Source organism: Streptomyces sp. NPDC045470 (assembly GCF_040646595.1).
Lineage (GTDB): Bacteria > Actinomycetota > Actinomycetes > Streptomycetales > Streptomycetaceae > Streptomyces.
Map to the genome: position 1 here is coordinate 312,656 of NZ_JBEZAN010000006.1, position 20,983 is coordinate 333,638.

The 20,983-nt window shown below is 73.1% G+C and carries 16 protein-coding genes; 11 read left to right on the forward strand and 5 right to left on the reverse strand.

Going from position 1 to position 20,983, the window contains the following annotated elements; translation table 11 throughout:
• Window positions 1-43: 43 nt before the first annotated feature.
• The gene (locus tag AB0A97_RS20525) at window positions 44-721 is read left to right on the forward strand and encodes a GntR family transcriptional regulator (RefSeq protein WP_361151974.1); all 678 of its coding nucleotides are present in this window, start codon (window positions 44-46) and stop codon (window positions 719-721) included.
• Window positions 722-734: 13 nt separating this feature from the next.
• Here AB0A97_RS20525 and AB0A97_RS20530 read toward each other — a convergent pair whose 3' ends face one another.
• From AB0A97_RS20530 to AB0A97_RS20540, 3 genes are all read right to left on the reverse strand, one after another.
• A complete protein-coding gene (locus AB0A97_RS20530; protein WP_361151701.1) occupies window positions 735-1,610 on the reverse strand; it encodes a hypothetical protein in 876 nt (291 codons plus the stop codon).
• A 155-nt stretch (window positions 1,611-1,765) separates the two neighbouring features.
• On the reverse strand, window positions 1,766-2,650 hold the full coding sequence (locus tag AB0A97_RS20535) for a hypothetical protein (RefSeq protein ID WP_361151702.1): 885 nt from the start codon (window positions 2,648-2,650) through the stop codon (window positions 1,766-1,768).
• A gap of 375 nt (window positions 2,651-3,025) precedes the next feature.
• Window positions 3,026-4,705: a PucR family transcriptional regulator ligand-binding domain-containing protein gene (locus AB0A97_RS20540; protein WP_361151704.1), complete on the reverse strand. Its 1,680-nt coding sequence runs from the start codon at window positions 4,703-4,705 to the stop codon at window positions 3,026-3,028.
• A gap of 318 nt (window positions 4,706-5,023) precedes the next feature.
• Between AB0A97_RS20540 and AB0A97_RS20545 the strand changes: the two genes are divergently transcribed.
• From AB0A97_RS20545 to AB0A97_RS20565, 5 genes are all read left to right on the forward strand, one after another.
• A complete protein-coding gene (locus AB0A97_RS20545) occupies window positions 5,024-5,911 on the forward strand; it encodes a xanthine dehydrogenase family protein subunit M (RefSeq protein WP_361151706.1) in 888 nt (295 codons plus the stop codon).
• Window positions 5,902-6,543, forward strand: coding sequence for a (2Fe-2S)-binding protein (locus AB0A97_RS20550; protein WP_361151708.1), 642 nt, complete (start codon window positions 5,902-5,904; stop codon window positions 6,541-6,543). Before AB0A97_RS20545 ends, AB0A97_RS20550 begins: the two co-directional genes overlap by 10 nt.
• Window positions 6,544-6,545: 2 nt before the next feature.
• The gene (locus AB0A97_RS20555; protein WP_361151711.1) at window positions 6,546-8,930 is read left to right on the forward strand and encodes a molybdopterin cofactor-binding domain-containing protein; all 2,385 of its coding nucleotides are present in this window, start codon (window positions 6,546-6,548) and stop codon (window positions 8,928-8,930) included.
• 168 nt (window positions 8,931-9,098) lie between these two features.
• A complete protein-coding gene (locus tag AB0A97_RS20560; RefSeq protein WP_361151714.1) occupies window positions 9,099-10,556 on the forward strand; it encodes an NCS2 family permease in 1,458 nt (485 codons plus the stop codon).
• Between the two features lie 34 nt (window positions 10,557-10,590).
• Window positions 10,591-11,820 carry an XdhC/CoxI family protein gene (locus tag AB0A97_RS20565; RefSeq protein WP_361151717.1) on the forward strand — a complete coding sequence of 410 codons (1,230 nt, stop codon included), beginning with the start codon at window positions 10,591-10,593 and terminating at the stop codon, window positions 11,818-11,820.
• On the opposite strand, the gene AB0A97_RS20570 is transcribed toward AB0A97_RS20565, so the two are convergent.
• The gene (locus AB0A97_RS20570; protein ID WP_361151720.1) at window positions 11,762-13,231 is read right to left on the reverse strand and encodes an MFS transporter; all 1,470 of its coding nucleotides are present in this window, start codon (window positions 13,229-13,231) and stop codon (window positions 11,762-11,764) included. The genes AB0A97_RS20565 and AB0A97_RS20570 overlap by 59 nt on opposite strands.
• A 113-nt stretch (window positions 13,232-13,344) precedes the next feature.
• Between AB0A97_RS20570 and AB0A97_RS20575 the strand changes: the two genes are divergently transcribed.
• Window positions 13,345-13,842: a helix-turn-helix domain-containing protein gene (locus AB0A97_RS20575; protein WP_361151723.1), complete on the forward strand. Its 498-nt coding sequence runs from the start codon at window positions 13,345-13,347 to the stop codon at window positions 13,840-13,842.
• Window positions 13,843-13,855: 13 nt separating this feature from the next.
• Here AB0A97_RS20575 and AB0A97_RS20580 read toward each other — a convergent pair whose 3' ends face one another.
• On the reverse strand, window positions 13,856-14,851 hold the full coding sequence (locus tag AB0A97_RS20580) for an endonuclease/exonuclease/phosphatase family protein (protein ID WP_361151726.1): 996 nt from the start codon (window positions 14,849-14,851) through the stop codon (window positions 13,856-13,858).
• A gap of 628 nt (window positions 14,852-15,479) precedes the next feature.
• Here AB0A97_RS20580 and mgtA point away from each other — a divergent pair.
• The 4 genes from mgtA (at window position 15,480) to AB0A97_RS20600 (ending at window position 20,956) form a co-directional block, all read left to right on the forward strand.
• Entirely contained in the window at window positions 15,480-18,215 is a 2,736-nt protein-coding gene (mgtA, locus tag AB0A97_RS20585; RefSeq protein ID WP_361151728.1) for a magnesium-translocating P-type ATPase, read from the forward strand.
• A 91-nt stretch (window positions 18,216-18,306) separates the two neighbouring features.
• Window positions 18,307-19,185 (forward strand): MgtC/SapB family protein, encoded by an 879-nt coding sequence (locus tag AB0A97_RS20590; RefSeq protein WP_361151731.1) that lies wholly within the window; start codon window positions 18,307-18,309, stop codon window positions 19,183-19,185.
• Window positions 19,186-19,218: 33 nt separating this feature from the next.
• Window positions 19,219-20,430, forward strand: coding sequence for a GNAT family N-acetyltransferase (locus AB0A97_RS20595; RefSeq protein WP_361151733.1), 1,212 nt, complete (start codon window positions 19,219-19,221; stop codon window positions 20,428-20,430).
• 178 nt (window positions 20,431-20,608) lie between these two features.
• Window positions 20,609-20,956 carry a PRC-barrel domain-containing protein gene (locus tag AB0A97_RS20600; protein ID WP_361151736.1) on the forward strand — a complete coding sequence of 116 codons (348 nt, stop codon included), beginning with the start codon at window positions 20,609-20,611 and terminating at the stop codon, window positions 20,954-20,956.
• The last annotated feature ends 27 nt before the right edge of the window (window positions 20,957-20,983 follow it).

Consider the following 20,983-nt stretch of genomic DNA (forward strand, 5'->3'; position numbering starts at 1 on the left):
CACGGCTCCCTCCAGGGCAGTGCCCGGCGGCGTACGAGGAGGGGTGGCGGTCCCGGCCCCCGCTTCCGCCACCGACGCCGTGCCCCGCAAGCAGCCGCAGCGGCATTCCGTACGCGGCCAGGTGCTCGCCGCCCTCCGCGAAGCCCTGATATCCGGTGAACTGCGTCCCGGCGAGGTCTATTCGGCCCCCGCGCTCGCCGTCCGCTACGGCGTCTCCGCCACGCCCGTCCGGGAGGCCATGCAGACGCTCGCCGGAGAGGGCGCGGTCGAAGTCGCCCCGAACCGCGGCTTCCGCGTCGCCGAGCGCACCCACCGCGACCTCGCGGAGCTGGCCGAGGTGCGCGCCATGCTGGAGATACCGGCGCTGCTGCGGCTGGCCCGGGCGCTGCCGGCCGAGCGGTGGGAGGACCTGCGCCCGCTGGCCGCCGCCGGCGTCGCGGCCGCCGCCCGCGGCGACCGCGCCGGTTACGCGGAGGCCGACCACGCCTTCCACCACGCGCTGCTCGCGCTCACCGGCAACCGCCAGCTCCTCCTGGTCGCCGACGACCTGCACCGCCGTACGCAGTGGCCGGCGCCCGGCGGCACCCCGCTCCGCACGGCCGACCTGCTCGCCGCCGCGTCCGAGCACACGGCGCTGCTGGACGCCCTGATGGCCCGGGAGTACGCGATCGTCGAGCGGATCGCCCGCGAACACCTGGCGTCGGCCCGCCGCCCGCACTGAGCGGCGACGGGCCTCAGGGGAGCAGCCGCTCCAGAGGCAGCGCCGCCACGTCCGCCGCGGGCCGGGAGAGGTAGAGGTCCGCGTGGTAGAAGCCGTCCGACTCCTTGCCGGTGGTGTCCAGGTCCCGGTCCTGGAGCGCGCCGAAGGCGGCCCGGCGCTCCGCGAGGTCGGCGAACCGGCGCTGGCGGAAGGTGCGCGCGGGCAGCCGCTCGGTCACCAGGCCCGCGTCCGCGAGCAGCGCGGCGACCGGCGCGTACGACACGGTCCGCAGGACGAACGCGGCGACCCAGGGCGCGGTGGGCGTACAGGCGAGCAGCCGGCCGAAGGTGGTGGCGGAGATGTAGCCCACGCCGCCCGTCACGGTGATCAGGTCGGTGCCGGCCAAGGCGTCGCGCAGCCGCCCGGTGGGCTCCGCGGCCTCCAGGTTCTCGGCGAACCCGGCGTCCAGCAGGCCCACGCGCTCGGCGTAGCCGACCGCGTGCCGGGCCGCGTCGATGCCGAGGATCCGTACCGCTTCCGGACGGCGCAGCTCGTCGAAGAACGTCCGGTCCTCGGCGGCCAGCCGGCCCGGCGGCAGACCGCCGGTCTCCTGGGCGTCGGTGTACCGGTCGTACAGGTCGTCGAGGCTCAGCTTGTGGTTCAGCAGCGCGGCGTTGACGCCGTAGGAACAGCACAGGTCGACGACCTGGAGCGGCGGGCGGCCGGGGCGGCGCCGTTGCAGGGACTCGGCCAGGGCGCGGAAGACGCCCTGGCCGTGGTGCGGGATCTGATAGTCGAGCGGACGCAGCGTACGGAAGTACGTACGCGGGTCGGGACGGTCGTAGATGGCCTCGAAATCCGCCTTTCCCCAGTCCGGGCCGGCCGATGGGTGCGGTGCTCCTGCTGCCAAGGTGTGGCCTCCTGAAAGGCGCTGCCGAAGGTTGGGAGTCAACCGCACCAGCATCCAGTGCCAAGTCCCGCACGGACAGTGCGACTTGAGGCCAAATTCGGGGTCCGTGGGGCGCGCGGAGCGACATATGCCCCGACAGCGCGGCATGCCGTGCCCTACGAAGGCGCGGGCGCCACCGGTACGTCCGCGAGGTGCTCGGCGAGCCAGGTCGGTACGCCGCCCATGAGACGGAAGAGGCGGGCGGCCTCGGCGCGCAGTCCCTCCGCCTCCTCCGGCGGAGCCGCGTCGGCGAGGGCGACCAGGGCCGGCGCCGTACCGACCAGGAAGCCCAGCTCCTCGCGGATGCGCAGCGATTCGGCGAAGCCGTGCCGGGCCTCCGCCAGTTCACCGTCGCGCAGGGCGAGACCGGCGAGATGGCGCCAGGTGAAGGACAGCAGCAGGGTGTCGCCGTGCGCGGTGGCGCCCGCGTGGGCGCGGCGGTAGGCGGCGCGGGCGGAGTCCGGGCTGTCGGCGACGTGTTCGGCCATCAGGCCGCGCCGGAAGTCCAGCATCGGGCGGCCGGGCGCCGCCGGTGCCAGCAGTGCCGCGGCGCGGCCGAGCGCGGAGCGTGCCTCGTCGGCGCGGTCGCGCACGCCGAGGACCGTGGCGGCGTACGCGAGCTGGCCGCGCTCGCAGGCCGCGGCGCCGCGCTCGTCGTTGTCGCCCGCCAGCGCCTCGGCGGCGCGCAGCGCGTCCTCGGCCGCGGCCCAGCCGGTGGCGGTGAACATGCAGCGCTCCACGAGGAGCGCGGCGCGGCGGATCGCGTACGGGGGGAATCCCGCCGCGTGGGGTTCCAGCAGCGCCGCCGCGTCGTCCCAGCAGCCACGGGACCGCAGCCGCCACACGGCGCGGCCCAGGGCGTCCGCCCCGGCCGCCGACCTGGCCGCCGGAACCCCCGGCGCCGGCCCCGCGGTGTGTGGGGTTTCCGCGGGTTTCGCCGGTTCCGCGGTTCCCACCGTTTCCGCGGATCCTGCGGCTCCTGACATGGCGGTGTCCGCCACATTGCCCTCCCCGAGCGCACCGTTGAGCTGGATCTGAGAAGCAGTGGGCGCATCTCAGCACGGATTCCGCCGCCCGGCCAAGGGGGAAGGTGAATGATTTCACAATCTCTTGGACGCGTTACGGGGTCGACGGCGCGCTCGGGGGGCGGGCGGGGTGCGGCGCCCCATGGGCCGGGGGGCTCGGGGCGCGCCGTTCGGCCGGGCTGCCGGGATACGCCCGAACGGGTGATGCCGGTCCGTTGCTTCCCGGCACTGCTGACAGTGAGTCAACTGACGGCGGAAGGTGACCAGTTGTGTATCGGCCGCCGGAGCGGTACATACGCGCCATTCGGCTATGGCCGGATGTGCGCCCTGCCGCCCGCCCGCGTACGCGTCTCAGCTCATCCGCAGCGCCAGGAAGAAGTCCAGCTTGTCCTCCAGGCGCGCCAGGTCGCGTCCCGTCAGCTGCTCGATGCGGCCGACCCGGTAGCGGAGGGTGTTGACGTGCAGGTGGAGACGGGTGGCGCAGCGGGTCCAGGAGCCGTCGCAGTCGAGGAACGCCTCCAGGGTGGGGATCAGTTCGGCGCGGTGGCGGCGGTCGTAGTCGCGCAGCGGGTCCAGGAGGCGGGCCGTGAAGGCGCGGCGTACGTCGTCGGGCACGAAGGGCAGCAGCAGGACGTGCGAGGCCAGCTCCTCGTGGCCCGCCGCGCAGACCCGGCCGGGGCGGGCGGCGGCGACCCGGCGGGCGTGCCGGGCCTCCTCCAGGGCGCCGCGCAGGCCCTCCGCCGAGTGGACGGAGGCGCTGACGCCGAGGGTCAGCCGCCCGTCGTCGGCCAGTCCGCGGGACAGCGGTTCCTGGACGACGGACAGCAGGGTGTCGGCCTGGAGCCCGGCGGCGGACGCGTCCCGGCTCTCCCGCGCGTCGCCGTCCTCCGGTACGGCCGGCAGCGGTACCAGGGCCACCGCCTCGTCGCCGGTGTGCGCGACGGCGATCCGGTCGGACGGGTCGGGCCCGAACGTACCGGGGTCGACGAGCACCTCTTCCAGGAGCGACTGGGCGACCGGCCCGCCGGGCACGTCCCCGCCCTCCCACTCGACGCGGGCGACGACGACCTGCCAGTGCGGGGCGGTGCCCAGTCCGGGCAGCAGCACCGGGGCGGCCACCCGCAGCCGCGCGGCGATCTCGGCGGGCGCGGCGCCCGTCTGGACCAGTTCGAGGACCTCCTGGGCGAGGCGCCTGCGGACCGTACGGGCCGCGTCGCGGCGGTCGCGTTCGACGGCGATCAGTTGGGTGACGCCGTGCAGCAGGTCCAGCCGCTCCTCGGCCCAGTCGCCCGCGTCCGCCTCGACGGCCAGCAGCCAGTCGGACAGCACGGTCTCGCGCAGGTCCCGGCCGGTGCTCCGGATGGGGAAGAGGGAGTACGTGGTGCCGCCGAGCGGGAGCCGGTAGGGGCCGCGGCGGCCGGTGCGGGACGCGGCCAGGTGCTCCCCGGCCAGCCGTGCGCCCACCTCGGCGGGCAGCTCGGGGCCCGACCCGGCCAGCGTGGACCCGGCGATCTGCCGGCCGGTGGGGGACAGCACCCAGGCGCGCAGGTCCAGGTCCGAGCCGAGCAGGTCCAGGACGACCTCGGGGCCGCCACCGGCCGGCCCGGACGTCATCAGGCGGCGGTGCCGGTCCACCACGGCGGCCAGGTCGCCCGCCCGCTCGCCGGAGACCTGCCGTACGACGTACTCGGTGATCGACGCGAACGAGACGGCCTCGACGACGGAGAACAGCGGCAGGCGGTGCCGGGCGCAGGCCGCCACCAGGTCGTCGGGGACCGAGCCCAGTTCGGCCTCGCCCGCGGCCAGTCCGGCGACCCCGGCCGCGGCCAGTATGCGGACGAACCGCTCGGAGTCCGTCGGCTCGCGGCGCCAGGCCAGCCCGGTGAGCACCAGTTCGCCGCCGGACAGGTAGCGGCTGGGGTCGCGCAGGTCGGTGGTCATCACACCACGCACGGTCCGGTCCAGTTCCTCCTCGCCGCCCAGCAGCCGCAGGCCGAGCGTGCCGGTGTCCAGGAGTGCGCGGAGCCGCATGGTCTCTCGCCCGCCGTTCTTTTCTGTCCGATGTTGCCGGTGGAATGCCGCGAGGTTTCTGGGCCCCGCCTTTCGTTCGAATCTACAAGACATGCGCCGTGGCCAGCCAACCGCTTCATGGTTTCGGTGACTGCACCCGGCGGGTGCCCGGCGCGTTCACTTGGCCCGACCGCGTAAACACGACATGAACAGCCCGGCGGACGCGAGGGCCGAAAGTCCTCGTTCCGGGCAGCGGACGACCCGATTTCGCGAGCGGATCCGGTGCCCGGCCGGCCCGGCGTTCCGCCGCACCGAAGATTCGTGGAAGAGAGCCCCCGTATGGACTTCCTTCGCCCCGCCAGCTGGGAGGAGGCGCTCGCCGCCAAGGCCGAGCACCCCACCGCTGTGCCGATCGCGGGCGGCACCGACGTGATGGTCGAGATCAACTTCGACCACCGCCGCCCGGAGTACCTGCTCGACCTGAACCGCATCGACGACCTGCGGGAGTGGGAGGTGGGCGAGGAGACCGTACGGCTGGGCGCGTCCGTGCCGTACACGCAGATCATGGAGAACCTGCGCGCCGAGCTGCCCGGCCTGGCGCTCGCCTCGCACACCGTGGCCTCCCCGCAGATCCGCAACCGCGGCGGCGTCGGCGGCAACCTGGGCACCGCCTCCCCGGCCGGCGACGCGCACCCGGCGCTGCTCGCCTCCGGCGGCGAGGTCGAGGCCGAGTCGGTCCGCGGCCGCCGCACGATCCCGATCGACGCGTTCTACCTGGGCGTCAAGCGCAACGCGCTGGAGCCGGACGAGCTGATCCGCGCGGTGCACCTGCCGAAGGCGGACGGCCCGCAGCAGTTCTCCAAGGTCGGCACGCGCAACGCGATGGTCATCGCGGTGTGCGCCTTCGGTCTCGCGCTGCACCCGCGCACCCGGACGATACGGACCGGCATCGGCTCGGCAGCGCCCACCCCCGTACGCGCCACGGCCGCCGAGGAGTTCCTGGCGGCGGCGCTGGAGGAGGGCGGCTTCTGGGAGTCGGGGCGGCCCGTGCCGCCGTCCGTGGCGAAGCAGTTCGCGGAGCTGGCGGCGGGCGCCTGCAACCCGATCGACGACGTGCGCGGCAGCGCGAAGTACCGGCGCCACGCGGTAGGGATCATGGCGCGCCGCACCCTCGGCTGGACCTGGGAGTCCTACCGCGGCAACGAGAGGAGCGCCCAGTGCGCGTGACATTCACCGTCAACGGCCGCGAGCAGCAGGCCGACGACGTATGGGAGGGCGAGAGCCTGCTGTACGTGCTGCGCGAGCGGATGGGCCTGCCCGGTTCGAAGAACGCCTGCGAGCAGGGCGAATGCGGCTCCTGCACGATCCGTCTGGACGGTGTGCCGGTGTGCTCCTGCCTGGTGGCGGCCGGCCAGGCGGAGGGCCGCGAGGTCGTCACCGTCGAGGGGCTGGCCGACTTCGCCGGGCAGCGCGCGCAGCGCGGCGGCTGCGCCACCGGCGCCTGCGGGACGGAGACAGGCACGGCGGCCGGCGATGCAGCCGGTACGAGCCTGGACGCGGCGCGGCGCTGGCAGGCCAAGCCGGCCGGCGCCGACGGCCGGACGGGGGAGCAGGCCGGGCTCGCGCCGATCCAGCAGGCGTTCATCGACGCGGGCGCCGTGCAGTGCGGTTTCTGCACGCCCGGTCTGCTGGTCGCCGCCGACGAACTGCTGGAGCGCAACGCCCAGCCGTCCGACGCGGACATCCGCGAGGCACTGTCCGGCAACCTGTGCCGCTGCACGGGCTACGAGAAGATCCTCGACGCGGTCCGGCTCGCCGCCGCCCGCGGCGACGTGCGGACCGTCGGAACGGGGGCCTGACCATGACCGGAGTCACCCGCACGCCCACCCACCTCACCCAGGGCGGCAAGACCGACGCGGGCATCGGCGCCTCCACGCTCCGCCCGGACGGCACCCTCAAGGTGACCGGCGAGTTCGCGTACTCCTCGGACCTGTGGCACGAGGACATGCTGTGGGGCTTCACCCTGCGCTCCACCGTCGCGCACGCCGAGATCGTCTCCATCGACACCTCCGAGGCGCTCGCCCAGTCCGGCGTGTACGCGGTCCTCACCTACGACGACCTGCCCACGGACGTGAAGAACTACGGCCTGGAGATCCGGGACACGCCTGTCCTGGCGCACGGCAAGGTCCGCCACCACGGCGAGCCGGTCGCGCTGGTCGCGGCCGACCACCCGGAGACCGCCCGCCGCGCCGCTGCCAAGATCAGAATCGAGTACGCCGAGCTGCCGCTGGTCACCGACGAGGAGTCCGCGACCCGCGAGGGCGCGCCGCTGGTCCACGAGAACCGCGACGACTCCCACGCCGGGCACGTACCGCACCCCAACATCGTGCACCGCCAGCCCATCGTGCGCGGCGACGCCGCCGCGGCGGCCCGCCGCGCCGACGTGATCGTCACCGGCGAGTACGTCTTCGGCATGCAGGACCAGGCGTTCCTCGGCCCGGAGTCCGGCCTCGCGGTACCGGGCGAGGACGGCGGCGTCGACCTGTACGTGGCCACCCAGTGGCTCCACTCCGACCTGCGTCAGATCGCGCCGGTCCTCGGCCTGCCCGAGGAGAAGGTCCGGATGACGCTCTCCGGCGTCGGCGGCGCCTTCGGCGGCCGCGAGGACCTGTCGATGCAGATCCACGCCTGCCTGCTCGCGCTGCGCACCGGCAAGCCCGTCAAGATCGTCTACAACCGGTTCGAGTCCTTCTTCGGCCACGTCCACCGGCACCCCGCCAAGCTCTGGTACGAGCACGGCGCCACCAAGGAGGGCAAGCTCACCCACCTGAAGTGCCGCATCGTGCTGGACGGCGGTGCCTACGCGTCCGCCTCCCCGGCCGTCGTCGGCAACGCCGCCTCCCTCTCCGTCGGCCCCTATGCCGTCGAGGACGTGGACATCGAGGCCATCGCCCTGTATTCGAACAACCCGCCCTGTGGCGCCATGCGCGGCTTCGGCGCCGTCCAGGCGTGCTTCGCCTACGAGGCGCAGATGGACAAGCTGGCGAAGAAGCTGGGCCTGGACCCGGTCGAATTCCGGCAGCTCAACGCCATGGAGCAGGGCACCCTGCTGCCGACCGGGCAGCAGGTCGACTCCCCGGCGCCGGTCGCCGAACTGCTCCGCCGCGTCAAGGCGATGCCGCTGCCGCCGGAGCACCAGTGGGTGACCACCGAGGGCGCCGACGTCCGCGCGCTGCCCGGCGGACTGTCCAACACCACGCACGGCGAGGACGTCGTGCGCGGCATCGGCTACGCCGTCGGCATCAAGAACGTCGGCTTCTCCGAGGGCTTCGACGACTACTCCACCGCCCGCGTCCGCATGGAGGTCGTCGGCGGCGAGCCGGTCGCGACCGTGCACACCGCGATGGCGGAGGTCGGCCAGGGCGGCATCACCGTCCACGCGCAGATCGCCCGTACCGAGCTGGGCGTCGAGCAGGTCACCATCCACCCGGCGGACACCCAGGTCGGCTCGGCGGGCTCCACCTCCGCCTCCCGGCAGACCTATGTCACCGGCGGCGCGGTGAAGAACACCTGCGAGCACGTGCGCGAGCAGGTCCTGGAGCTGGGCCGCCGCAAGTTCGGCACCCATCACCCGGCGTGGGCCACCGCCGAGCTCGTCCTGGAGAGCGGCAAGGTCGTCACCGACGGCGGCGAGGTGCTCGCCGACCTCGTGGACGTCCTGGAGGGCGAGGCCGTCGATCTGGAGCTGGAGTGGCGGCACCGCCCCACCGAGGCGTTCGACCTGCGTACCGGCCAGGGCAACGGCCACGTCCAGTACTCCTTCGCCGCGCACCGCGCGGTCGTCGAGGTGGACACCGGACTCGGCCTGGTCAAGGTCATCGAACTGGCCTGCGCCCAGGACGTCGGCAAGGCGCTCAACCCGCTCTCCGTCGTCGGCCAGATCCAGGGCGGTACGACGCAGGGCCTCGGCGTCGCGGTGATGGAGGAGATCATCGTCGACCCGAAGACCGCGAAGGTGCGCAACCCCTCCTTCACGGACTATCTGATCCCCACCATCCTCGACACGCCGACCATCCCGGTCGACGTGCTCGAACTCGCCGACGAGCACGCCCCGTACGGGCTGCGCGGCATCGGCGAGGCCCCCACCCTGTCGTCCACCCCGGCCGTCCTCGCGGCGATCCGGAACGCGACCGGGCTCGAACTGAACAGGACTCCGGTCCGTCCGGAGCACCTCACCGGTACATAGCCGCTCCGGCCGGGCAGCCGTACGCGGTGCCGGTCACCGCCGTACGGCTGCCCCGCCGCAGGCGCCTGGGCCGTCCCCCGGGTCGTGCAGCCGATGTTCCATCCCAAATCTCGCGGCGCGGTGCGCGCGTGACGCGAGGGCCCCTATGAACCTTGGGAGTAAGGCACCATGACCCAGCAGTTCCTGGAGCCGAAGACCACGGCGGAAGACGCGGGCGCCGGCTCGCGGCAGCCCGCCGGCCGGTCCTGGCTCGACCGGTACTTCCACATATCCGACAGAGGGTCGACGGTCGCGCGCGAGGTGCGCGGCGGCATCACCACCTTCATGGCGATGTGTTACATCCTCCTGCTCAACCCCCTCATCCTGGCCACGCCGGACGTCGAGAAGACCACCCTGGCGAGCGCCGGGGTGGTGACGGCCACGGCGTTCGGCGCGGCGGTCTGCACCCTGCTGATGGGCTTCGTCGGCAAGGTGCCGCTGGCCCTGGCCGCCGGGCTGAACGTGTCCGCGGCGCTGACCTCGCAGGTCGTCCCGTACATGACGTGGCCGCAGGCGATGGGCATGTGTGTGCTGTACGGCGTCGTCATCATGCTCCTGGTGGTCACCGGCCTCCGCGAGATGATCATGAACGCCATCCCGCTGGCCCTCAAGCACGCCATCACCATGGGTATCGGGATGTTCGTCGCCCTGCTCGGCCTGGTGAAGGCCGGCTTCGTCGGCAAGGGCGCCGGCGGCCCCGTACAGCTCGGCCTGACCGGCGAACTCTCCGGCTGGCCGGTCCTCTTCTTCGCCGTCACGCTGCTGCTGATCTTCATGTTGCAGGCCCGCAACATCCCCGGCGCCATCCTCATCGGCATCGTCATCGGCACCGTCCTGTCCGTCCTCGCCACCAGCCTCGGCGGCCTGACCGACAAGGACTGGGGCGGCACCTCGCCCGAGCTGCACGGCAGCGCGGTGGCCGCGCCCGACTTCGGGCTCTTCGGACACGTGGAGTTCGGCGGCTGGGACCAGATCGGCGCGATCACCGTCGGCATGATCGTCTTCACTCTGGTGCTGGCCGGCTTCTTCGACGCCATGGCCACCATCATCGGCGTGGGTACGGAGGCCCAGCTCGCCGACGACAAGGGCCGGATGCCCGGCCTGTCCAAGGCGCTGTTCGTCGACGGCGCGGGCGGCGCGATCGGCGGTGTCGCGGGCGCGTCCGGCCAGACCGTGTTCATCGAGTCGGCCAGCGGCGTCGGCGAAGGCGCCCGTACCGGCCTGTCCTCGGTCGTCACCGGTCTGTTCTTCGCGGCCTGCCTCTTCTTCACCCCGCTCACCCAGCTCGTGCCCGCCCAGGTCGCCGCGGCCGCCCTCGTCGTCATCGGCTCGATGATGATGAGCGCCGCCAAGCACGTGGACTGGAGCGACCGATCCGTGTCGGTCCCGGTGTTCCTCACCGTGGCGCTGATGCCCTTCACGTACAACATCACCGCGGGCGTCGGCGCGGGCGTCATCGCCTACACCGCCATCAAGACCGCGCAGGGCAAGTGGCGGGAGGTCGGCGCCTTCATGTGGGTACTCAGCCTGATCTTCCTCGTCTACTTCGCGCTGCACCCGATCGAGAACTGGCTGGGCGTCAAGTAGCACCCGCCCCGCACCCACCCGTAAGGAGACCGACATGCTGGACATCGCCGACGAGCTGCACCGGTGGGCCCGGCAGGGACGCCCCTTCGCGGTGGCCACCGTCGTGGCCACCAGCGGCAGCGCCCCCCGCCAGCCCGGCGCCGCCCTGGCCGTCGACCGCGACGGCACGGCGATCGGGTCGGTCTCCGGCGGGTGTGTGGAGGGGGCGGTCTACGAGCTGTGCCTGGAAGCGCTCCGCACCGGGGAAACGGTGGTGGAGCGCTTCGGCTACAGCGACGAGGACGCCTTCGCGGTCGGCCTGACCTGCGGCGGCGTCATCGACATCCTCGTCACTCCGGTACAGCCGTACGGCGTGGACGAAACGGACGCACCGGGCACGCCGGGCACACCGGGTGACGGTGGCGCGGCCCGCGCGGAGGACGGTACGGGCCGCGCCGCCACCCTCACCGCCGCCCTGGCCGCCGCGGCCTCGGGCGAAGCCGCGGCGGTGGCCCGGGTCGTCGGCGGCCCGGCCCGCCTCCTGGGCGGCGCCCTGCTCGTACGCCCTGACGGCGGCGTCACCGGCACCCTCGGCGGCCACCCCGGCCTGGACCGCACCGCCGCCCACGAGACCCGCGCCCTGCTGGACGCCGGCCGCACCGCCACCGTCGAGATCGGCGCCGACGGCTCCCGCTGCGGCGAACCCGTCCGCCTCCTCGTCGAGACCTCCGTCCCCGCCCCGCGCATGATCGTCTTCGGCGCCATCGACTTCGCCGCAGCCCTCGTACGCGCCGGAAAGTTCCTCGGCCACCACGTCACCGTCTGCGACGCCCGTCCCGTCTTCGCCACCCGCGCCCGTTTCCCCGACGCGGACGAGGTCGTCGTCGACTGGCCGCACCGCTACCTCGAAACCCAGGAACTCGACGCCCGCACCGCCCTGTGCGTCCTCACCCACGACGCCAAGTTCGACGTCCCCCTCCTGGAACGCGCCCTGCGCCTCCCCGTCGCCTACGTCGGCGCCATGGGCTCCCGCCGCACCCACCTGGACCGCCTCGCCCGCCTCCGCGCCATCGGCCTGACCGAACTCGAACTCAACCGCCTGCGCTCACCCATCGGCCTCGACCTCGGCGCCCGCACCCCCGAGGAGACGGCCCTGTCCATCGCCGCCGAGATCGTCGCCAACCGCCGCGGCGGCACCGGCACCCCCCTGACCGGCGCCCACACCCCTATTCACCACGACCACCCCGCGCCCCTGGACCGCATAGGGCCGGCTTCGGTGGCGTGAGGGGGCGGAGCCGACGGCTGCGGTGATTCCGCGGGCTGATCAGGACGGCGAGCACAGCGGTCAGAAGGGGCACCAGGAGCGCGGCGCGGTACGCGGTGAGGAGACCGCCGTCGCCGGGGGCCGTGGCGGCGCCCGCGACGGCCGTGGCGACAGCGGTGGCAGCCGACAGGCCCAGCGCGGCGCCGAACTGCAAGGACGTGTACAGAAGCCCGGCGGCCAGACCCTGTTCGTGCTCGGCGACACCCTCCGTCGCGGTGATCGTGAGCGGCCCGTGGACCAGCGCGAAGGCGATGCCGATCAGCAGGAGGCTCGGGAACATCGCGGCGTACGCGCGGTCCATGCCGAGCGGCAGGAAGGCGGCGTACGCGACGACCGCCAGCAGCAGGCCGCCCAGAATCACCCGCGCGGTGCCGAACCGCCGGACCAGCCGGGGCGTCAGAACGGGCGCGAGGACCACGTCGGCACCCATGGCCAGCATCGCGAAACTCGTCTGCAGCGTGGACCAGCCGCGCAGTTCGCGCAGGTAGAGCACGGCGATGAACTGGAACCCGAAGAAGCCGGCGGTGAACAGCAGCCCGGTCAGGCCGGCGCGGACCAGCGAGCGCGTACGGAAGATGCCCGGCCGCACCAGCGGCGCCGCCGACCGGCGTTCGATCAGCACGAACGCGAGCAGGAGGACGAGAGCGGCGGCGAAGGTGGCCAGGGTCCGGACCGGCGGGGCGTGCGAGGCGCGCTCGACGGTCAGGACGAACAGGAGGATCGCGCCGGTGACGGTGACAGCGCCGGGGAGGTCCAGCCGGGGGCGTGGCGTCGCACGCGTCCCGGCCGCACGCACCTCTTTCGCGCGTATCGCCTCCGTACGCGGAATGAGCGGCAGCCCCGCGGCGAGGATCACGGCCGCCAGGACGACCGGCGCGAAGAACACCCACCGCCAGTCGGCCGCCGTGAGCAGGCCCCCGGCGACCAGCCCGACGGAGAAGCCGCCGCCCCCGGTGCCCGAGTAGACCAGCAGGGCCTTGGTGCGCTGCCGCCCCGCGGGAAAGCCGGTGGTGATGACGGACAGCCCGGCGGGCATCATGAACGCGGCGCAGGCACCCGTCACGAACCGGGCCAGGACGAGCGTCCACCCGTCGCCCGCGATGCCGCCGAGGCCCGAGAAGACGAGGAAGACCGCGAGCGGCAGCAGGAACATCCGCCGCCGTCCGAACAGGTCGGCCGCCCGCCCGCCGAGCAGCATGAAGCCGCCGTAGCCGAGCACGTACGCGCTCATCACCCACTGCAACGCGCCGGTGGACAGCCCGAGATCGGCCCGGATCGACGGCAGCGCCACGTTCAGCATGGCGATGTCGATGCCCTCCAGGAAGATCGCTCCGCACAGCACCAGCAGCACGCCCCAGCTCCGGCCGCTCATACGGTCGCCGTCCCCGGGCGCCAGGTGGCGGTGGTGAGGTCCATGGTCGGTGCTCCCTGTGCCGGTCGGTTACCTCTTGTTACCGACCGCATCTTCCGGCACCGTGAACCCCCATGGAAGAAGGCACTTCGAAGTCACCCGGGCACACCGGGGTAACCCGTCCGGCCGAGCCGTGCGACGACGGCGCGCACGGACCCGGCACGGCCCCCGGCGCCGCGTGCGGCTACGACGCCCGGCAGTGGGACGTACGGGAGGGCTGTGAGGTCCGGCAGATCCTCGACCGGGTCGCCGACAAGTGGTCGCTGCTCGTCATCGCGCTGCTGGACCGCCGCACGCTGCGCTTCACCGAACTGCGCCGCGAGGTCGACGGCATCAGCCAGCGGATGCTGACGGTCACACTGCGCCAGCTCGAACGCGACGGCCTCGTCCGCCGTACCGTGCACGCGGTCGTCCCGCCCCGGGTCGACTACGAGCTGACGCCCCTGGGCGCGACCCTGCACGACACCATCCAGGCGCTGGTCACCTGGACCGAGGAGCACCAGGAAGAGATCGCCGAGGCCCGTGCCGCGTACGACCGCCGCGAACGGGACCAGGGGCCGGGGGAGGGCTGACGGAGGGGCCACTTCAGCGCGCCGCGTGCAGCTCCAAGTCGACGGCCAGCGCCCGGTGGTCCGTGTCCGGCAGGTCCAGGAAGCGGGCCGCGCGGGGGCGCAGGGCGCCGCTGACCAGGACGTGGTCGATCTGGGCGCCCAGCACGGGAGTGGTGCGGGCGGGCCAGGTCGGGGTGCGGGGGCTGCCGGTCCGCTCGGCGCTGTCGTGCAGGCCGGTGTCCAGGACGGCCCGGAAGGCGGCGTGGTCCTGGGAGGAGTTGAAGTCGCCCGCGATGACGAGAGGTTCGCGGCCGCGGGTGGCCGCCAGGTCGCGGAGGCGGCCGAGTTCGGTGCGCCAGGTGGCCAGGGAGGCGGGCAGCGGCGGCATCGGGTGGGCGACCTGGAAGCGCAGGCGGTGGCCTCGGACGGTGACGGACGCGCGGGGCATGGCGAGTTCGCCCGCCACCGCGCCGTCCGTGCGCAGCGGGTACCGGCTCAGTACGGCGGAGCCCTCGGACGCGCCGTGTCCGGCGAGGAGGCGGAAGGGGTAGGCCGCGCGGACGGCGGGGGAGGCCAGGGCGGCGGCGCAGCGCTCCGGGTCGCACTCCTGGACCGCGACGAGGTCGGGGCTCTCCCGGCGCAGCGTGGCCAGCAGTCCGTCCGTGGCGCGGCCGAATTCGAGGTTCGCGGTGAGGACGCGGAGGCGGGCGAGGGGCTCTCCGCGCGGCGCGGGGGCGTCGTCGCCGTACGGCCGGACGAACGCCGTCAGGCCGAGCAGTACGGCGGCGGCCCAGAACAGTCCGGGCCGCCAGCGCGCCGCGAGGGACAGTGCCAGGGCGAGCGCGGCGGGCACCAGCAGCCAGGGCAGGAAGGCGAGCAGTTGCGGTACGGGCGTCACGCCGTCCGAACCGGCGGCGCGGAAGACGAGGGGAACGGTGGCGGTGAGGAGGAGGGCGCCCGCGACGGCCGTGGCCGCCCGCCGCCGTGATGCCGTGCCGGTCGCAACGGCCGTGGCATTTCCCGTCCCCATCGGACGATGATGCCGTACCGGAGGGCGGGTGCGAGGTGAATCACACCGGTGCTTGGGAAATTCTTGGCCGAAAGGGGGAGAGGCCGGCGGGCCGGGTATGGCATTATTCGGTGGTGCGGGTGCCGGAACGCGCGGCGCCCGGGTTTGTGTCCGCGCGAGCAAGGAGGTGATCGGGATGAGTCCCGAAGGAAGTCCTTGCCGCAGCGTTGCAGTGTGCTGACTGCTGAATTCCCCGTGAGCTGACACCGGTGCCCTGCAAGGGGCCGGTGTACCGCCGCGCTGTGGGCCACTACCGCTGAGAAGTGCCGGATGTCCGCTGCCGGAAGCCGCCGAGCGTGGCGATGACGGCGGCCGCCGGTGTGCGCTGCCCCCGGCTGCTCCTGCTCCGCGCTCTGTATTTCCGTTCCCTTTTCCGTGTGCCGCGCACAACGCCCGGCGCGCGGAAATGCGTACGGCTGTGCCGTGGTGCTTTTCGGCGTGCGCGCACTCTCTTTCCTTTCCCGTGATTCCACATCACCGATAACGCAATTCCCTGTGCCGGGGCCCCGCGCCGCCCGGTCATGCCGTCATGCCCGCATGCCGTCATGGCCCCATGCCGCCGCGCCCCCGCACGGAGGGAGGTTCTGTCATGACCGATCTGCTCACCCCCGAGAAGCTCGCTCCGCCGGGCCGCCGCCCGTGCCGCCGGGAGCGGAAGGCCGCCGAACTGGCGGCCCGCACCCGCGCCGTCGGCGAGCACCTGGCCGCCATCAGCGCGCGCCCGGCGTCCGGGGTCCTCCAGGACCTGCGCACCGGACGCGACGGCCTGCTCCAGGAGAACGCCGAGGCCCGCCTGGAGCACGACGGCCCCAACGTCATCGCGCACGAGCGTCCGCCGCGCTGGTACGCGCAACTGGCGAAGGCGTTCTGGAACCCGTTCATCCTCGTGCTCACGGGCCTGGCCGCCGTCATGTACGTGCAGTGGCTCCAGGCCGCCGACGAGGAGCCCTTCGACCCCAAGATCCCGATCCTCGGCGCGATGGTGCTGATCAGCGCACTGCTGCGGTTCTGGCAGGAGTACCGCTCGGGCAGCTCCGCCGCCGCGCTGCGCGCCCTGGTCACCACGACCACCGCCGTACAGCGCAGGGCCGCCCGTACGCAGGCTCCGGCCACCGTGGAGGTGCCGGTGGCGGACGTCGTGCGCGGCGATGTCGTCGTGCTGGCCGCCGGTGACCTCGTACCGGCCGACCTGCGACTGCTGTCCGCCAAGGACCTCATGGTCGCCCAGGCCGCGCTCACCGGCGAGTCGCTGCCCGTCGCCAAGGCCGACACCCGGGCCGAGGACGGCGGTCAGCACACGACCGCCGACCCGGTGGAGGCGGACAACCTGGCGCTGGCGGGCACCTCCGTCACCTCCGGCACCGCGACCGGCGTGGTCGTCGCCACCGGGCGGGACACCTACTTCGGGTCGATGGCCGGTTCGCTGGCGGGCGAGCGCCCGGAGACCAGCTTCGACGCCGGGGTGAAGAAGGTCAGCTTCCTGCTGATCCGTTTCATGCTGGTGATGGTGCCGCTGGTGTTCGCCGTCAACGGCCTCACCAAGGGCGACTGGGCCGAGGCTGTCACCTTCGCGGTGGCCGTCGCGGTGGGCCTGACGCCCGAGATGCTGCCGATGGTGGTCACCACCAACCTGGCGCGCGGCGCGGTCGCCATGGCGAAGCGCAAGGTCGTCGTCAAGCGCCTGAACGCCATCCAGAACCTCGGCGCGATGGACGTGCTGTGCACGGACAAGACCGGCACCCTGACCGAGGACCGCGTCGTCCTGGACCGCTACCTCGACGTACGCGGCCACGAGGACGGCGAGGTGCTGGAGTACGCCTACCTCAACAGCCACTTCCAGACGGGGCTGCGCAACCTCATGGACCAGGCCGTCGTCGACCGGATGCACGAGGCCGAGGAGGTGGTCGTCGACGCGCGGTTCACGCTGGTCGACGAGGTCCCCTTCGACTTCGCGCGGCGCCGGATGTCGGTGGTGCTGCGGCGCGACGACCTCGACGGGCCGGCCGCCGAACACCTCCTCGTCACCAAGGGCGCGGTGGAGGAGGTCCTCGCACTGTGCACCCACCTCACCGACGGCGGGCAGCGGCTGGAGCTGACCGACGCACTGCGCCGGCAGGTCGCCCTGACCGCCGAGAACCACAACCGGCAGGGCCTGCGGGTCCTGGCGGTGGCGACCCGTACGCTGCCCGCCACCCGCGAGACGTACGGCGTCGCCGACGAGGCGGAGCTGACCCTGCGCGGCTTCCTGGCCTTCCTCGACCCGCCGAAGCGGGACGCCGCCGAGGCCCTGCGGGCGCTGGCCGGCAGCGGCATCGCCGTCAAGGTCGTCACCGGCGACAACGAGCTGGTCGCGGCGCGGGTGTGCGCCGACGTCGGTATCGAGGCGGGCACCGTCGTCACCGGGCCGTACCTCGATCTGCTCGACGAGCCGGAGCTGGCCGCCCTGGTCCGTACGACGACCGTGTTCGCCAAGGTCAACCCCGTGCAGAAGGCAAGGATCGTCCGCGCGCTGCAGGGCGCCGGACACACCGTCGGCTTCCTCGGCGACGGCATCAACGACGCCGCGGCGCTGCGCGAGGCGGACGTCGGTGTCTCGGTCGACACCGCCGTGGACCTCGCCAAGGAGTCCGCCGACATCATCCTGCTGGAGAAGGACCTGACCGTCCTCGGACAGGGCGTCCTCCAGGGGCGCCGGACCTTCGGCAACACCATCAAGTACATCAAGATGACGGCTTCCTCGAACTTCGGCAACGTCTTCTCGGTGCTGGCCGCCTCCGCCTTCCTGCCGTTCCAGCCGATGCTCGCCACCCAACTGCTCGTACAGAACCTCTGCTACGACATCTCGCAGCTCGCCACCCCCTGGGACCGGATGGACGAGGAGTACGTGCGCAAGCCGCGGACCTGGGACGCCCGGGGCATCGGACGCTTCATGCTCGTCCTGGGACCGACCAGCTCGGTCTTCGACATCACCACCTTCCTGCTGATGTGGCACGTCTTCGGGGCGAACAGCGAGGCGCACCAGGCGCTGTTCCAGTCCGGCTGGTTCGTCGAGGGGCTGCTGACACAGACGCTCGTGGTGCACATGCTGCGCACCCGCAGGATCCCGTTCGTACGGTCCCGGGCCACCCGGCCCGTCCTGCTGATGACCGCCCTGGTCATGGCGTTCGGCATCGCCCTGCCGTTCTCGCCGCTCGCCCCGGCGCTCGGCCTGACGGCACTGCCGCTGAGCTATTTCCCGTGGCTGGCCGGGACGCTGCTGGCGTACTGCCTGCTGACCCAGGGAGTGAAGACCTGGTACATCCGCCGGTTCAACACCTGGCTGTGAACCGCCGATGGAGAAGGCCGACAGAGCAAGCCGGAGCAGGGGCCCGCCTCCGGGCGGCCCCGCACCGGCGCACGGAGGAGGAGCGCGGATCATGGTGAACGAGTGGCAGCTGGCCGGCAACATCGCCGCCGGCCTGGGTTTCGGCGCGGTCATCGGCCTGGAACGGCAGTGGCGCGCCCGGATGGCGGGACTGCGCACCAACGCGCTGGTCGCCGCCGGCGCCGCGCTGTTCGTCCTGCTGTCCCAGTACGGCTTCGCGGCCGCGACCAGCACCACCGGCTACGACGGATCGCGGGTCGCCGCGCAGATCGTCTCCGGCATCGGCTTCCTCGGCGCCGGCGTCATCATGCGCGACGGACTGAACGTACGCGGCCTGAACACCGCCGCCACGCTGTGGTGCTCGGCCGCGGTCGGCGCCCTGGCGGGCACCGGGCTGTACGTGGTCGCGGCGCTCGGCACGGCCGGGGTGGTCGGCGCGAACCTGGTGCTGCGGCCGCTCGGCCGGCGGATGGACCGGGAGCCGGGCGGCGGCGCGGAGGTCGCGACCGACTACTACTTCGAGGCGGTGTGCCTGGAAACCGAGGAGGCGCACATCAGGACGCTGGTCGTACAGGCCGTCACCCGGCCCGGCTTCCGGCTGCGGGCGGTGCACAGCCGCGACGAAGGCGCCGAACGGCCGGACGGCGGGACGCCGCCGAGGGTCACCGTCGCCGCCGAGCTGACCACCGAGCGGCGCGACGACAGCCTCCTCGAAGAGGCGGTCAGCCGCCTGTCGCTGGAGCCCGCGGTGTCGGCCGTGAGCTGGGCCGTCCTGAACAACCCGGACGGCGGCGAGGGGGACTACGACGAGCCGTACGGTGCGGACTACGGCGACCGCGGGCGGCACGGGCGCCGCCACCGGGTGCGGGACTTCTTCTCGGGGACGGGCGGTCCGGCCGGGCCCGGTGGCCCGTCGCGTAAAAACGGGTGACGGCGCGCGGGGCCCGGCGTTACCGTCCCTGAGGTGACCACGGACATCCGGGGCATCCCCGAAGCTCACGTCGACCGGGCACTCGACCTCGCGCACCTCGCCTTCCACGTGACGGCCGGTGACGCCACCCGCAAGCGCCAGCGCGAACTGCTGCTGAACTGCGAGCGGGTGGGGGCGTACGACGACGAGGAGATCGTCGGCTTCGCCGCGGCACACCGCCTGGGCCTCTCCGTGCCGGGCGGCGAACTGCCCGTCGCCGAACTGGACTTCGTCTCGGTAGCGCCCACCCACCGGCGGCGCGGCGTGCTGACCGGCATGATGGGCGAACTGTGGCGCCGCTGCGCCGCCGACCACCGGCCGCTGGCCTGCCTGTGGGCGTCGGAGGAAGCGATTTACGGCCGCTTCGGCTTCGGTCCCGCCACCGAGGCGTACGCCGTCGAGGTCAACACCACCCGGCCCCTGGCCCTGCGCATCACGCCCGACCGGCGCCCGCTGCGGCTGATCGCCCCGGCGGACGCCGTCACCCTACTCGCGCCGCTGTACGAGACGGGCCGGGCGCGGCGCGGCGGACGGCTCTCCCGCAGCGAGGCGTGGTGGCGGCGCGCGGTGCGCGCCGACGCCGAGGACGGTGACGACGCCAAGGGCGGCCCGGCGCGCGTCGTCGTCCTCGGCGACAAGGACGCGCCCGCCGTCGGGTACGTCGTCTACCGGGTGGGGGAGAAGGGCATCGTCACCGTCGAGGAACTGGAGGCGGACGACGCGCCGGCCGCCGCCGCCCTCTGGTCCTACCTCGCCTCCATCGACCTGACGCGCAAGGTACAGGCATGGGCGGTCGCCCCTGACGACCCGCTGCTGCACTTCGCCGCCGACCGCGACCAGGTACGCGTCACCGGCCAGTGGCCCGCGATGTGGCTCCGGCTGGTGGACGTGGCACGGGCCCTGACCGCCCGCTCCTGGGCCGCCCCCGTCGACCTCGTACTGGAGATACGCGACGCCACCCTGCCCGCCAACGCCGGCCGCTTCCGCCTGACCGCGGACCCGTCCGGTACCGCCTACGGGCCGACCGGCGACCCGGCCGACCTGGCCCTGGACGTACGGGACCTGTCGGCCTGCTACCTCGGCGGCGTCCGGCTGCGGCGGTTGGTCCACGCCGGGCTGGTCGAGGAACGCACGCCCGGCACGGCCCGGGTGCTGGACGCCGCGCTGGAGACGGAGTACCTGCCGTTCGCCGGTGAAGGCTCCTGAGCCGAGAAGGGCCGAGAAGGGCCGAGAACGGCCGAGGACGGCTGGAGACGGTTGACGACCGCTGAGGGCGGCGCGGTGGCCGGAAGCGGAGCACCGTGCCGCACCCCGCCGTTTGGGTGAGGTGCGGCCGGGCACCCGGCGCCGTGTTCCGAGTCCCGATCGCGCGAAGGAGCGTTCCATGACCGACATCTGGGGCTACCCGGCCGGCGCCGGCCACACGGCCGGTACGGACCTCGCGGGCTACAAGGTCGAGGCCACGGACGGCCATATCGGCAAGGTCGACAAGCACTCCGACGAGATGGGCTCCGCCTGGATCGTGGTCGACACCGGAGTCTGGATCTTCGGCAAGCACGTCCTGCTGCCGGCCGGCGTCATCGCGTCCGTCGACACCGCCGAGCGCAAGATCTACGTCTCCCGCACCAAGGAAGAGATCAAGAACTCCCCGGAGTTCGACAAGGAGAAGCACCTCGGCAACCCGGACTACCACCAGCAACTCGGCTCGTACTACCAGCCGCACCACGAGTGACCGGCCCGGCCTGACCTGTCGCCGGCC

Coding starts and splice junctions, on each gene's coding strand:
- AB0A97_RS20540 (WP_361151704.1), bottom strand. CDS start 4,705: ATGCGGCTCCGCGCACTCCTGGACACCGGCACGCTCGGCCTGCGGCTG.
- AB0A97_RS20545 (WP_361151706.1), top strand. CDS start 5,024: ATGGACTTCCTTCGCCCCGCCAGCTGGGAGGAGGCGCTCGCCGCCAAG.
- AB0A97_RS20555 (WP_361151711.1), top strand. CDS start 6,546: ATGACCGGAGTCACCCGCACGCCCACCCACCTCACCCAGGGCGGCAAG.
- AB0A97_RS20560 (WP_361151714.1), top strand. CDS start 9,099: ATGACCCAGCAGTTCCTGGAGCCGAAGACCACGGCGGAAGACGCGGGC.
- AB0A97_RS20565 (WP_361151717.1), top strand. CDS start 10,591: ATGCTGGACATCGCCGACGAGCTGCACCGGTGGGCCCGGCAGGGACGC.
- AB0A97_RS20570 (WP_361151720.1), bottom strand. CDS start 13,231: ATGAGCGGCCGGAGCTGGGGCGTGCTGCTGGTGCTGTGCGGAGCGATC.
- AB0A97_RS20575 (WP_361151723.1), top strand. CDS start 13,345: ATGGAAGAAGGCACTTCGAAGTCACCCGGGCACACCGGGGTAACCCGT.
- AB0A97_RS20580 (WP_361151726.1), bottom strand. CDS start 14,851: ATGGGGACGGGAAATGCCACGGCCGTTGCGACCGGCACGGCATCACGG.
- mgtA (WP_361151728.1), top strand. CDS start 15,480: ATGACCGATCTGCTCACCCCCGAGAAGCTCGCTCCGCCGGGCCGCCGC.
- AB0A97_RS20590 (WP_361151731.1), top strand. CDS start 18,307: ATGGTGAACGAGTGGCAGCTGGCCGGCAACATCGCCGCCGGCCTGGGT.
- AB0A97_RS20600 (WP_361151736.1), top strand. CDS start 20,609: ATGACCGACATCTGGGGCTACCCGGCCGGCGCCGGCCACACGGCCGGT.